At 53.6% G+C, this 13,757-nt stretch carries 8 protein-coding genes; 2 read left to right on the forward strand and 6 right to left on the reverse strand.

All coding sequences use genetic code 11. The annotated features are described in order from the left end of the window. The first annotated feature begins 4 nt into the window (after positions 1 to 4). A complete protein-coding gene (locus tag G0Q06_RS03720) occupies positions 5 to 1,627 on the forward strand; it encodes a hypothetical protein (protein WP_163962585.1) in 1,623 nt (540 codons plus the stop codon). Further along, entirely contained in the window at positions 1,614 to 3,077 is a 1,464-nt protein-coding gene (locus G0Q06_RS03725) for a sulfatase family protein (protein WP_163962587.1), read from the forward strand. Before G0Q06_RS03720 ends, G0Q06_RS03725 begins: the two co-directional genes overlap by 14 nt. 55 nt (positions 3,078 to 3,132) lie before the next feature. On the opposite strand, the gene G0Q06_RS03730 is transcribed toward G0Q06_RS03725, so the two are convergent. The 6 genes from G0Q06_RS03730 to G0Q06_RS03755 form a co-directional block, all read right to left on the reverse strand. Continuing rightward, on the reverse strand, positions 3,133 to 4,971 hold the full coding sequence (locus G0Q06_RS03730) for a right-handed parallel beta-helix repeat-containing protein (protein WP_163962588.1): 1,839 nt from the start codon (positions 4,969 to 4,971) through the stop codon (positions 3,133 to 3,135). 61 nt (positions 4,972 to 5,032) lie between these two features. After that, the gene (locus tag G0Q06_RS03735) at positions 5,033 to 6,739 is read right to left on the reverse strand and encodes a sulfatase family protein (RefSeq protein WP_163962590.1); all 1,707 of its coding nucleotides are present in this window, start codon (positions 6,737 to 6,739) and stop codon (positions 5,033 to 5,035) included. A gap of 67 nt (positions 6,740 to 6,806) precedes the next feature. Further along, positions 6,807 to 7,949 carry a PEP-CTERM sorting domain-containing protein gene (locus G0Q06_RS03740; protein ID WP_163962593.1) on the reverse strand — a complete coding sequence of 381 codons (1,143 nt, stop codon included), beginning with the start codon at positions 7,947 to 7,949 and terminating at the stop codon, positions 6,807 to 6,809. A gap of 290 nt (positions 7,950 to 8,239) precedes the next feature. Then, complete coding sequence (locus G0Q06_RS03745; protein WP_163962595.1) at positions 8,240 to 9,436, reverse strand: autotransporter outer membrane beta-barrel domain-containing protein; 1,197 nt, start codon at positions 9,434 to 9,436, stop codon at positions 8,240 to 8,242. A 176-nt stretch (positions 9,437 to 9,612) separates the two neighbouring features. Then, positions 9,613 to 11,085 (reverse strand): MFS transporter, encoded by a 1,473-nt coding sequence (locus G0Q06_RS03750; protein WP_338045112.1) that lies wholly within the window; start codon positions 11,083 to 11,085, stop codon positions 9,613 to 9,615. Continuing rightward, the gene (locus G0Q06_RS03755; RefSeq protein ID WP_163962599.1) at positions 11,082 to 13,754 is read right to left on the reverse strand and encodes a right-handed parallel beta-helix repeat-containing protein; all 2,673 of its coding nucleotides are present in this window, start codon (positions 13,752 to 13,754) and stop codon (positions 11,082 to 11,084) included. Before G0Q06_RS03755 ends, G0Q06_RS03750 begins: the two co-directional genes overlap by 4 nt. Between the last annotated feature and the right edge of the window lie 3 nt (positions 13,755 to 13,757).

The following is a 13,757-nucleotide window of genomic DNA, read 5'->3' on the forward strand; positions in this document are numbered from 1 at the left end:
AAACGTGCAACACCCCAAGTTTTCCTTCCCTTTCTTTAATCCTGCCAAGAAGGGTCCAGTTACTCTGGTTCTCTGCCTTCTTTGCTTCCTGTTGGCGTCTCCGGTCTCAGCGAATAAATTGCAATGGGCTATCGACCAGGCGGTGAAGAGTGGACAGACGATGATCAAGCTCCCGGCTGGGCGCTATGAGTTGGCACCGGTCAATGGATCACACCTTAGGTTTGCTGGTTTGAAGGATGTGACTATCGACGCACGCGATGTGGAGATTGTCTGCACCGAGACCACGGTGGCAGTGAATATTTTAAACTGCAAAAACCTGCGTATCGTCGGGTTGACAGTTGATTACGACCCACTCCCTTTCACACAGGGCCGCATCGTGGAGATTGCGGAGGACCGGAAGTCCCACGTTATTGAGATCACGGATGGCTTTCCTCCTGCGGACAAGGCCTATGTCTTCAAGCATGCCGTCTATACACCGGAGGGTGAGCTTCGCTTCGGGAACTATTACCGCTTTCAACTGGAAGTCCTTTCCCCGAAGCGCCTCAGGATCTTTGGTCTGCCTTCCCACGTGGATGGAGGTGAGCAAATCGGCGACACCGTTGTTGTTGGAGCGCAGCACTTGAATGGGCCCTACATTCCCCATGCGATCATCACGAAAAACTCAGTGGGGACGGTCTTTTATGAGGTGACGCTTTATAGTTCCCCTTGTTTCGGGTTCTTCGAAGTCGCCTCTTCCGAATCAGTCTACATGAACTGTGTCATTGACCGCAGGGAAGGGCGCATGCGGTCACTGAATGCGGATGCCTTTCACAGCAAGCATGCGGAAGTCGGACCAAAGATAGTAAACTGCAAAGCCATGTGGCAGTCTGACGACTGCGTGAACATTTGCGGGGACTACTATTTGGTTGCGAGCGGAAAGGGCCGCAAGTGGCGGCTTCTCGGGAACAGGGAATTTCATCTGAAACCGGGTGACCCGTTGGAACTTGTCACCCCTGAGGGCAAGCGCCTGCCGGATGCGGTGGTAATTTCCGTGGAGAAGGAGGGAGAGGTCAGCGCAAAGGACCGGGCCTTTTTCAACGCTCTCAATTTAAACCAAAAGGTTAAGAACAGCATGAGAGCTGTTTATTCGGTTGAATTGGACCACGATGTGGACCTGCCGCCCGGCAGCGTAATGGCTTCGACTAAACGGAAGGGAAACGGATTTGCGGTGATGAATTGTACCTTCGGCAATGTGCGATCCCGGGGAATCTTGATCAAGGCAAGCGAAGGAGAAATCAGTAAAAATCTCATTGTCAACACCCACATGCAATCCATCAAGATCTCACCGGAGTACCACTGGCTTGAATCGGGATTCAGCCGGAATCTGGTCGTTAAGGGGAACCGGATCATCAATCCCGGCAGGGAAGCCATTTCGATTAAGGGCGTTGGCCCGCATCCCGGACACGAGAATATTGATGTGATCAACAATTCGATCCAGACCGGCGTATTTCCCGCGGTCAACATCCAGTCGGTACGAAACGGGAAAGTTTCTTCCAATGAGATCCGCTCAATGGACGGCACGCTCCAAACCGACGCCATCGAGGTGAAGTTTTGTGAGAATTTTGAGACAAATCATGAAATCAACTAAGGGAACGCTCCTGGTATTCGTCTGGAGCGCAGTGTTCCTTTCGATCAATGCTGTAGCAGCATACAACTCCCATTTGCTGGAGCCCGTTGAAAGTCCCGGGCAACCCAACATCCTTTGGATATACATCGAGGACACGAATGCGTGGATGAGTTGCTACGGGGACACGGTGATCCAGACCCCGAATATTGACCAGCTGGCCGGTGAGGGAATCCGCTTCAACCGGGCCTACATGACATCGGGAGTCTGTTCGCCGACGCGCTCGGCCATTATCACGGGAATGTACCAGACTTCCATTGGGGCGCACGAACACTACAGTTCCTTCTCCATGTTCCGCGGGAACAAGATGGAAGTGTGGGACCCCAACCATCTCGGTGTTAAGACCCTGCCGGAGATATTCCGTGCCGCGGGTTACTACACATTCAATGAGGGAAAATTTCACTACAATTTTGTTTTCGACCCGGACACACTCTATCATCGGCACGCCGAGAAAATGGGGTTCAAGGGGGCCGAAAACGGGACCGAATGGACCGGCCGCAAGCCGGGCCAACCTTTCTTCGGGCAGATCCAGTTAATAGGAGGGAAGTTTAAGAATCCGGAACCGGTTGTGAAACCCGAGGATGTCCAGGTGCATCCCTACTATCCGGACCATCCGATCATCCGGGAAGTAACGGCAAATCACTACAACACAATCCTCGAGCTGGACAAGGAGTTGGAGACAATCGTGGCAGCCCTTAAGCGGGACGGCCTGTATGAAAACACGGTCATCTTTTTCTTCTCGGACCACGGATGCAATCTGCCACGACACAAACAGTTTCTTTATGATGAAAGCATTCGCGTCCCGTTTATTCTCGCTGGTCCGAAGGTACCCGCCGGAAAGGTCCGCGACGATCTCGTCAGCTCCCTTGACATCAGCGCCACCTCCCTTGAGCTGGCGAATATTCCCGTGCCAGACAACATGCACGGCATGGACATGCTGGCGGATGGCTTTCATCGGGATTACGTGATTGCCGCCCGCGACCGCTGCGATTTCACCATTGATCGCATTCGTGCGGTTACCTCCAAGCGCTACAAGTATATCCGCAACTTCATGACGGATCGCCCTTATCTGCAGCCGAACTACCGGAGCGATTGGCCGGAAATGCAGATTCTTGAGGAATTGTATCAGCAGGGCGAACTCAACGAGATCCAGGCGCATTTTGCCGGGCCTGAAAGGCCTGCTGAGGAGTTCTACGACCTGCAGGAAGATCCCCATGAGACCATTAATCTCGTGCATTCGGTTAAACGGGAGCATGCTGTCGCCCTTGCTGAGCACAGGGACATTCTCAATCGCTGGATTCTTGAAACTGATGACAAGGGTCGCTTCCCTGAATCGGAAAACGCCCTCCGGGCGGTCATTGACCGGTGGGGGGACAAGGCCGTTAATCCGGAATACGACGAAGTCCGGAATTAAGCTTAAGTTCCGCTCCCGCTTCCAGTTGATGATACAATTTCTGGACAAGTAGCCGTCACTGACCGATGCGCAACCTCATGAACTGCGCCGAAGATTCACCCACTGAAAGACGGTTCGTCACCTTCTCGAAGAGCCCATCACCGATAGTCTCGCTGCCAGTTTCTTTGACGCGATCGGTGTCCCAGCCCTCGAGGAGTAAGGCTTCAGTCGCCTCCACCCGATAGTTGATCCCTCGAGAGACATGATCTCGACGACGCCGGTAAACATATTCCAAATAAACAGAACCTGATTCAGCAGTCATCTTGAAGGCAGGTTGGATAACTGAGGCATCCCGAATGGTGGGATCACCCCCCAGCGCATATTCCATGAAATTGCTGAAGCCATCAGGTTCCAGATCGGCAGTTTCAAGAGCATCCTGGCTGGTCACTCCATGTCCCTTGATCCAGATCGCATAGTCGGGGGGCTCTGAAACGATTTCCGAGGCAACTGAATGATTTCCTGAAAAATCCACCGATTCGATGTAATAGCTGTGGATGATTCCGTCCAGTGCCCAGAGGTCGTTATAAACTGTATCCGTTGTGATGGCATACTCCCACCAGACTCCATTCAGCTGCCGGTAGATCTGGTAGAAATGCAGGTCTGGCTCTGTGTTTGCATCCCAGCTCAGCCGGCAGGTACCGGAGCCATCGACCAGCGAAAGCCCGATCGGTTGGGCAGGGGCAATCGCCTCTGCACCAGCATCACCAGCCCCTTCGATGGGGCCGCGTGAAACAATGACGTTTCCCTCAAAGCGAATATTGCTGGCCTCTTCTGTCATCAGGATGCCCCGCGCAAAGCTGTCGCGGAAGACACAGTTTCTAACAACACCGCCATTCACATTGAAGAAGGCCACACAATCATCCCCGGTCGATTCGATGTAGCAATTTTCAACTACCATGTTCGTGGACACCGCATCAGGTGAAGGCTGGCCCATTTGTGGGCCTCCCGCGGGGGATGACAGACAGGGCGTTTGCCCGTTGATGGGCGGTGAACGTTCGAAACGGCAACCGGTAAAGCGCACATTACTGGTTCCTTGGCGAAAAACACCGCGGGTCGAATGTGTCCACTTCATGTTTTCAAATATAATGTCATCCGAATCACTGAACCAGAAAGTGTTTCCGGTGTGCTTGGATTTGATGGCAACGTATTCGCCAATTTCATAATTGGTAAATTCACCTGCAAAGGCTCTGACCATGCGCCAGGTCACAATTCCCTCAGGGCTCGTGGACAATGCGTATGAATCGGTTTCCGACCATCTCACTTGTTCATTCTTTCCGTCGGTAATAACGAGCGGGTCTGTCTTACTGGCCGTGTAGCGGCGCAAATACAATCCCTGCGGAGCCGACCAGCGAACAATCTCATCCGGCATGGGGAAGCCGTCATGGATTTCCAGATCGATGTAATCAGGGTTCGCATCCAAGTTCACTGCCACGACCGTGCCTTGGCTGACTGTATACTGGGCCCGCGTCATATGCATGTCGCGGAAGGTGACGTGCGCCAAGTTTCTACCGTAAATCTGAGTAGTGTCAGTGTCGGAGAAAACCAGCACGGTCTCCTCCATTCCCGCACCCTGAAAGATTAGCCGACCTTCGTCTGCAGGGCCAAGGAGGTAGCCGTTTCTAAGATCAATGCTTCTTCCATCAGCCCCGGTAATGTCATAGGTTCCCGCAGGTATGTGAATGATGATCGTGTCATCCGGTGTAGTCAAAAAATGGTCATGCGCAGCTGTGATGGCGCTGTCGAATCCCGATTCGGAAATTCCCCAGTCAGCCAGATCCCAATTCACCGTGGCCGCGGTGGCTTGGAAGGGGAGGCACGCTGTAAATACCATCAAGCTATTGAGGCTGGCTTTCATAGTTTTTCGCTTCTTCACCCAGCCCGCTAATTGGAATCACGACGAAGTCCGGAACGTCGGACTAGCGGACTGATTTATCCGGTCCGCTGCTTCCGGATTCGGGGATAAAGGGCTCTTTCTCAACCTTGGTCAACAGCATGTGATAATCATCCTGTTGGCTGGTGACAGGTTCCTTTAATCCGGCAAGCCATTCGCGCATGACTTCGTCCATTGCCTCAACCTTGTCCCAATGCTTGGCCGCCACATTGTAGCGTTGCTGCCGGTCCATACTGGTGTCGTAAAGCATAACTTGGGCGGGAAGGCCGTCCGGGAGGCTTTCATACAAGCCGGCCCGGGTGGGGGTGACGCGCATGAAGAGGTGCGTCCCGTCAAAATGCCAGGCGTACAAGGGAGCCTTTATGCCGTCGCGCGTATTGTTTTCACCATTTCCTTCGTAGTAGTATGACCAGCGTGAAGACTGGATGCTTACGGAGTTGAGGAAATCGCGTGGACCTTCCTCCTCTTCACCAGTAAGGTAAGGGATAAAGCTTTTGCCGCTTATGCCATCGGGTATGGCAACGTCCGCATGGTCGAGGATGGTCGGCATCAAGTCGGCCAGGCTGATAATCTCCTCAGTGATGCCGGTCTGTTTGATGCTTTTTCCCCAGATAACGAGCGGAACATTCAATCCGCCAAACCATCCGGTCCCTTTGCCTCCACGGTTCGGTGCATTGTAGGGCGGCACGTCATACAACGTGCACCCATTGTCGGTCGTGAAGAGGAACAGGGTGTTCTCCAATTCGCCATTTGCCTCAAGGGCAGCGAAGATTTGGCGGATGCCCTCATCCATGGCCAGCATGTGGCCGGCATACTCGTCAGTGAACCGGTTTCCCGTATCAAACTTTTCGCTGTAGTGCTTTGGAGGGGGAACAATCCCGCCGTGGAGGGTCATGGGGGCGTAATAGAGGAAGAAGGGCTTGTCCTCCTTCATGGCCGAATCGATGAATTGCGTGGCCTTGTCGCTCAGCAAATCGGTCAAAAACTCCCCGGGCGGACGGGGCGGTACGCGCTCATGGTTTTCCCAAAGTTCCTCCGCCTCGAAATACTTGCTGTCGTGGCTGTTGAAGCCGTAGTAATAATCAAATCCCCTGTCCAGGGGATGTTGCCCGGGAAAGGAGGAGCTCTGGTATCCTGATCCTTTAAGAATGTTCCTCAATTCTGGCCAGCGGCCTTTGTAGAATTGAGGAATCGGCAGGGATTCGCCCAGTTCTTCGGTCCAGGCCTTTTCGATGAGTGTAGGGTCCTTCTTCGCGACATGCCATTTCCCGATCATCGCTGTGGTGTACCCTGCCGCCTTCAGGGGCTCCGCCATGACGACCCGGTCAGCTGGTATGCCATAGTCGTCAACATCCCGGTTCCAGTAAGCGCCCCATTCCTGTTGGAAGGTGCCGGTCAATAATCCCGCCCGGCTCGGAGCGCACAGGGAGGCTGTGGAAAAACAGTTGTCAAAGATGATCCCTTCATCGGCCAACTTGTCCAGGAACGGCATGCAGTTACGCGCCGCCTTGATGTGCTCGATCGGATCGACTTCTCCCAGATGGCCCCGCTTTTCCGCGTAGGAAGCGAGGATTTCCGGCTCGAGATCGTTCACCTGCAGGCGGTCCGCATGGAAGGGAAACCATCCCGTTCCAATGTCATCGGCCATGATCAGCACAACATTTGGCTGGTCGGCTTGCAGGGATACGGTTGCCAGCAGGCAGGGAAGTAACGATTTTAGAAGATTAGACATAGATTGGCCCTGTTGAGTGTTAAGACAGTCAACCTGAATAAGGACTTAGCTGGAAGCAGCAATTGTTTTAGCGGCGCTTGCGGCGCACCATAATGAAGCCAAGGGCCAATCCTCCTGCCAGCAGGGCAAAGGTGGAGGGCTCCGGAACGGCTGTCAGGAAGCCACTGCTATCAAGGGAGTATGCGCCGCCGTCGATGGCTGTAAGTTGATTTAAAGTCAGTCCGTTTGCATCTGTTCCAAAGCGAATGACCCCTTCCTGGAAGCCGGTAATGGCGATAGTGCCGCCAGCCCAATTCGACTCAAAGGCGGAACTGTCATCGAAGGCGAGCAGGGTGACGGAAGGATCCAAATCGATGGTCAGCGTTCCCCCGATGTCGATGAGGTCTCCCATGTTATTCTGGTCTGCGTTCACATCGACCAGGAAAGCATTGGTGCCGGAGACAACAATGTTTGCATCGTTTACGGCGTCGGCGGCATTCAGCTCCAGTTCGGCATTACTCGTGTTGACCTGGAATTTCCGCCCCGTATTCAGGACAGTACCTCCGTCAACGGCGACTTTGGCGGCACCAAGAAGAACAAAATCCTGTCCGAAATTTGAACTGTTGTGCCCAACCCCGAAGGAAACGTTCGACGAGTTGATTCGAATGGCCGCCAAACTGGGTTGCAGGATACCATTCAGTTGATATTCGCCGCCAGCAGCCTGCTCTATCTGTACAAGGGAGTTTACGGTCAGCCTGCTGGTCGTATCAAAAAGCATGATATTGCCAGCGGAATTGTTATTCTTGAAATAGGTGATGCCACCGAGAGTGTTATTCACGGTGAGGTTGATGTTATTGAACCGAAGCGTGCTGCCGGAAGTGCCGGTTGCGTTTACGAGGCCATCGGCGTTGGCAGCGGTATTGATGTCGACGGTCAAGCTACCACCGGCGCTAGCGTACAATGTATGAACAAACCCTGCACCGCCAAAGCCATCAGTGTATTTGTTGATCGTGTAATTGCCGTCAACAAGGTTGATCGCCAGGTCTGAACCGCCGAAGAAACCGGCTGTATCCCCATTGGTCGTGGGAACTCCGTCGGGATTCCAGTTTGCGGCATCGCCCCACACGTTGGAGCTGGGTTCACCATTGTCCCAGGAATAGCTTAAGGCATGGGAGGTTTGGAAGGCCAAAAGAAGGATGGATGAGGTTGTGATAAGGGTTATTCTATTCATGATTTGCTAGGAGCTTTGGATTGGTTTCTTTGTGACTCGATTTCCACTCAAGTCCAAAGATAGGCAAAGAGAAGGGCGATCTGCGGAATTGTATGTTACGTAGCATTCGGCGGATATAAATGGGCACTCCGGCAAGGCGGTTTCTGAAGAAAGTTTCCAGCCGGAGAAGCATTACCTTGACCGGGAATAAAACCCGGAAAATTCGTGACGAGGAAGGGGGTCAAGATTCATGTTATCCCTCAGGAAAGGGGTGGGCGCCTTTCCTGAGGATAACAGGTTGAATTTACCGATTACTCAAACCGTGCCCGGAAAAACAGCTCTTCCCCGGGATAGACCAGAAAGTCACCCTCATCGGCTGGTTCCCAATTGATCAAATCGGTGCTCTTTTCAAGGGAAACGGTGATGACAACGGGGTCAGGGAATGAATTGTTCTGCAAAAAGCCATCGGCATCGAGGAAGAAGCCTGCACCGAACGCAGCCAATTGGGCTGCAGTGAGCCCCGTGGCATCGGTTCCGAAGCGGATGACCTTGTTACGGAAGTTCACGATTGAAACGGAACCGCCGGCCCATGCTGCCTCGTGGGATGAGCTGTTGTTGAAAGCGAGGTCACCGACAGAGGGAGCCAGATCGATGGTCAGCGTTCCGCCAATATCAACGATGTCACCCATGTTTGTCTGGGATGCATTTACATCGACGAGGAAGTTATTGGTGCCGCTGATACTGATGTTTGCGCCGTTTATTGCGTCGGCGGCATTCAGCTCCAGTTCGGCAGTGCTCGTGTTGACTTGGAATTTCCGGCCCGAATTCAGAACGGTACCGCCGTCGACAGCGACCTTGGCGGCACCAAGAAGAACAAAATCCTGCCCGAAAGTCGAGCTGTTGTGGCCAACTCCGAAGGAAACGTTTGACGAGGCGATTCGAATGGCCGCCAAACTGGGTTGCAGGATGCCATTCAGTTGATATGCACCGCCAGCGGCCTGCTCTATCTGGACAAGGGTGTTTACGGTCAAATTGCTGGTCGTATCAAAGAGCATGACATTGCCAGCGGCATTGTTATTCTTGAAATAGGTGATGCCGCCAAGCGAGTTGCTGACGTTGAGATTGATGTTATTGAACCGGAGTGTGCCGCCGGTACTGCCGGTGGCGTTTACGATGCCATCTGCGTTTCCGGCGTTATTGACATCAATTGTCAGGCTGCCACCGGCGTTGGCGTAGATTGTATGCACAAATCCTTCACCGCCGAAGCCGTCAGTGTATTTGCTAATTGTATAGCTTCCGGCAACGAGGTTGATCGCGAGGTCTGAGCCGCCAAAGAAGCCGGCCGTATCGGCGCTGGTCGTAGGAACGCCGTCGGGATTCCAGTTTGCGGCATCACCCCACACATTGGAGCCGGGTTCACCGTTGTCCCAGGAATAGTCTACGGCCTGGGAGGTTTGGAATGCCAGAAGCACAAGGCAAGAGGTTGTGATTAGGGATAGATATTTCATGGGATGTTACATTAATAAGGTTGTGTATTGATTGAACAGATTCTCATTCAAAGGTCGCTCTGGAAAAAGACAAAGGGCAATAGGCGTGACAGTCTGATACGTAACATTTAGAGCGGGCATCTGCTGCTGATGGAACGGGTAGCGGACAGTGCAGAAGGCTTGCGGATTGGCGGCCCTTAGGACGGTTGCCTATTCTTGCGCGCTTCGGCCAATTGCTGTCGGATCTCGTAAGCCTTTTTCTCGGTGATCGGATAGGTGAATGCGAGGAGGGTTGTGACAAGCATGGCGATGGCACAGATCCATGCGAAGCTGACGCGCAACCAGTAGATGGTCTCGGGGGCCTGGTCACCGCCGAGCGCGGTATCAAAGCCGGTCCATTGGAGGACATAACCGGAGAGGAGGATGGCGAGGGCGGCACCGAGTTTGTAGGTCCATCCATAGACCGCGCTGAACATGCCTTCCCGGCGTTCGCCGGTCCGCAATTCATCGGCATCGACGGCTTCCGGAATCATGGCGTTGATAAAGAGGTAGGCCCCGGCCGTTCCGACTCCAAAGAGGATGGTCGGAATCATGGAAAGGTATGGATTCTCGGGGGTATACAAGTGCCAGCGCAGGGCGGCCCCAATGATGGTGAGGCCGAAGGCGACAATGAGGGCGTTGCGTTTGCCGATTCTGTGGGAAAGGCTGTTCATCAGCGGTAGCCCGATCATGGCCGAGATCGGGATGCAGTAGCCGACAAGGGTCAGCACTGTTCCGGAGGCCACGGTCTTATCCCCGGCGAAGAGGTGGTACACGGTAACGTAGTAACCGAGTGATCCTACGGTGATGACGCCGAGATAGCTGATGACGGTAATCAGTGCGAGATTGAGGAAGGGCCAGCAGGAAAGGGTTTCCTTAACGCTGGTAACAAGGGGAACCTTGAGCCGCTTGCCCTTTGCCTCGGTATCCTTGTTGCGCGCAACAAGAAAGGACGGATGTTCGCGGGCGAAGACGGCCGGGGCCATGATGACGAAAAAGATAACAAGGCCCACCCAGAGGCTGTTATAGCGCATGCCCTCGGCACGGTCGGAAAAGACCTCAAGGCTAGTGAGGAAGAAGAGGCTGGAAACGATGAAGAAGCCGAATTGTTCAATCACCGTCCGGGTGGTCATCACACTGGTGCGTTCGTGATAATCGGGTGACAGCTCCATCCCGAGAGCGATGTAGGGAACGGAAAAGACCGTGAAGGCGAGGTAAAAGACAAGGGAGAAGATCAGGAGCCACCAGAAGTAGAATGACGGATCCATGCCACGCGGGAACCACCAGATGGCGATGAAGCTCAAGGCGCAGAGCAGGGCACCAAGGGCAATCCAGGGCCGGCGTCGCCCCCATTTGGAGAATGTATTGTCGGAGAGGTTGCCCATCAAGGGATCAGTAATGGAATCCCAAATACGCGAAGCGGAAATGATCCAGGCAATCAGCACCGGACTCAGCCCAAGTGTATCGTTAAAGACCGGGTTGTAGAATTGCATGTAGACCTGGATCAAAAGGGCGTACCCCAGCATTCCAGTGCCGTATCCGGCCTTGCGCCAGAAGGGGACCTTGTCCTCCGGCGAGGTGACGTGTGTTGTGTGGGGTTTAATAGGGGTGTCTCCGTGTGTTCGGTTTATTCGGTGATTGCGATCCTGTAGAAGATGCTGCCCTCAACCAAGGGTGGTAAATCGAATGTTCCGTCTTCTGCGGGGATATCCTGTTCGAGGATGGAAAAGGAAGTGTCCAGGGTTTCGTTCTGATATACAGTAACAAAGCGATTCGCTTTCGGCGTCCAGTTGAGGTGGAGTCCGCCGGACATCCCGATTTTGGCTTGAAAGAAATCCTGCTGCAGAGGATTCAGCACAGCGATAAATTCTTCCGCTTCCGTAAGGCCGTCGCCATCCGTATCATCATTTGCATCCACGACGGATGTAAATCCGAAGTTATCGATTTCCCAATCGTCCGGCAACTGATCTGTGTCCTGATCAAGCAACAGGCCGGCGACAACATTGAGGTTGGTCACTTGCGGTCCCGTATCGATAAGGGCGGACATGTTGGCATTGGCCTCATTGATACCGGAGACAAGGTTCACCCCGTAGATGCTCACGTTGTTGACCCGCTCAAGACGGATGACCGAATCATAGAAAGGGGAGGCGCTCGTGAAATTATGTGAATTGGTAGTGGTGTTGCTCCGAAGTTTCACATCGTCTGCATACTCGATCAATATGCCGCCACTGGCAGGGGTTGTGATCTTGTTGCGCCGGATGGTGAGGTTGGAGTGTCCGGTTCCGGGCGTCCAGTTGTTAAAGCCCCTCGCACTGACATAGATTGGAGTGTACCCATTGCTTCTCGCAATGGAACAGCGCGTGAGCTCATTGTCCTCGATGATCACATTATGGGCAAAGTCTCCTTCCATCCAGTAAAAGGCGTCCGGGCGAACCTGGATGCCGGGCAGGAAGGAATTGTAGACGGAATTGTTACGGACGACTACATTGGAAGCCTTAATGAGGATGCCCCTTGCGCGGGTGTTATCGATTGTGCAATTCGATATGACCGAACCGGAGCTGTCGCCTGACCGGTTGGCCACTATACCACCCGTACCGGTGGTCACGTTGGTATCAAGGGTAAGGAGGAAGGCTTGCTCAAAAGTCGAGTTTGTCAGGTTTGCGTCAGGGAACAAAATGCTGATTTCTGCGCGAATAGCGGTTTCGCTCATAGCGACTGGCGATACCGTCTGGATGATGGCGCTTTCCCTTGTTCCCGCGACCGGATCATAAATATATAATTCGTCACCCACTTCGACAGTTTCGCTCGAAGATTTTGTGGCGACCGTAATGGCATTCGCGGCGTTTTTCTCGAGGATGGGAGCGTAGGCGGTCGTGAGGATAATGCCGTCGTCACCGGTGTACGCTGTGTGGCTGTTGTTAATGTTGATCTCGCCGTATGAGTGCTTGAAGTGCAGGCCGTCCGCATTGCTGGAAAGTAATCGAGGGATCGAGGCACGCAAGGGAGTCGCCCCCGGAGTGATCTGGACATTTTCGAGGCTGATTTGAAATCCGTTTACGCTCAGTACAGCGAATGCCGGCGCGCCATGGATCTCGATATCTTCAAGGCGAACACCTGTACAATTTTCCAGATAAATCCCGTGCGGAATACCTGCTGATACCGTCAGGGAAACGAAATCTCCGACATCCATGTTGCTGAAATTGGCGTTGACCTGATAAAGGCCCGGTTCGATTTCAGTGACATTACCATTTGGATAGATGGTATTCGTCATCTGCTTCATCGTCAGATTCGACGGCTCGTAGGTAATGCCACTGGTTGCGGTGGTAGAGAGGGTCTGTGGATACCCCTCGTGGAGCCGGAGCTCAAAGGTGCCGGTGGAGTAATTTCTGCTCTCTACGGTTCCTTGACGGTAGAGTTGCGGGTCATAGTCAATGGAGAGGCCACGAAGGGTGAGGTTGTTACAGTTGACAAGGCTGATCGTTCGGTTGTCGGACTGGTTGATCAGTTCAACGCCGTCAGCAATGACGGTTACCGGTGTCGGGGGATTGAAGTTGCCCCTATACACGTAGGTGGAGGACGGGTTGGCGTAATAGCGACCCGGAGTGATCGTGATAACATCCGCTCCCGAAGCTAGTCCATTCAGAAACTGGTCTCGGAAGGAAAGCCGGTCCGTACGGACAATATCAAAATCCATCGAGAAAGAATCTGATGTGGCCGACCCATTGGGTCCAAAGGCGACGTAAATGGTCTGTCCCGCATCGAGGTAGCCGATTTCGGTGTCAAAGGACGTGGTGGAAAAAGGATCAGAAACATGTCGGAGGACGGCCTCTGAAATGCCTGGAAAGACGAGCACTTCCACGCCGTTGCTGCTCGAGTTCGACATTGTGATGAAGCTGTTCGCGATGGCGTAGTGGCCGCTTGAGGGAACTGTGTACGCGGCGATGGCATAGCGGTCCCTCATGTTCGAACCGCCCACCGACACGCCGGGATGCCCCCCTCCAGAGGAGAGACGCATAAATCCCGATGGAGGATTGTTTCCGCCCACAAGGTCGCCATCCGCTGTGTAGGATGGACTGGCAAGAATCAGGGGGACATAGGAAGCGGGTGCCCCTATGAAGCCGCTGGCCTGGTCACCCGTAACGCCAATTCCCCAGCCGTCAGGAGCGTTCCAGAGGTAACTCCAGCCTGCTGTCGGGGCCCCGGTGGTGTTAAAATCGCTGCCATAGCTGGCAACAACGGTCTGGGCTCCAAGTTCGGCCGCGGCAATTGAGACTATAAAAGTCAAGATGCGATACATCATAAA

It is taken from the genome of Oceanipulchritudo coccoides (genome assembly GCF_010500615.1).
In the GTDB taxonomy this organism is placed as follows: Bacteria; Verrucomicrobiota; Verrucomicrobiia; order Opitutales; family Oceanipulchritudinaceae; genus Oceanipulchritudo; species Oceanipulchritudo coccoides.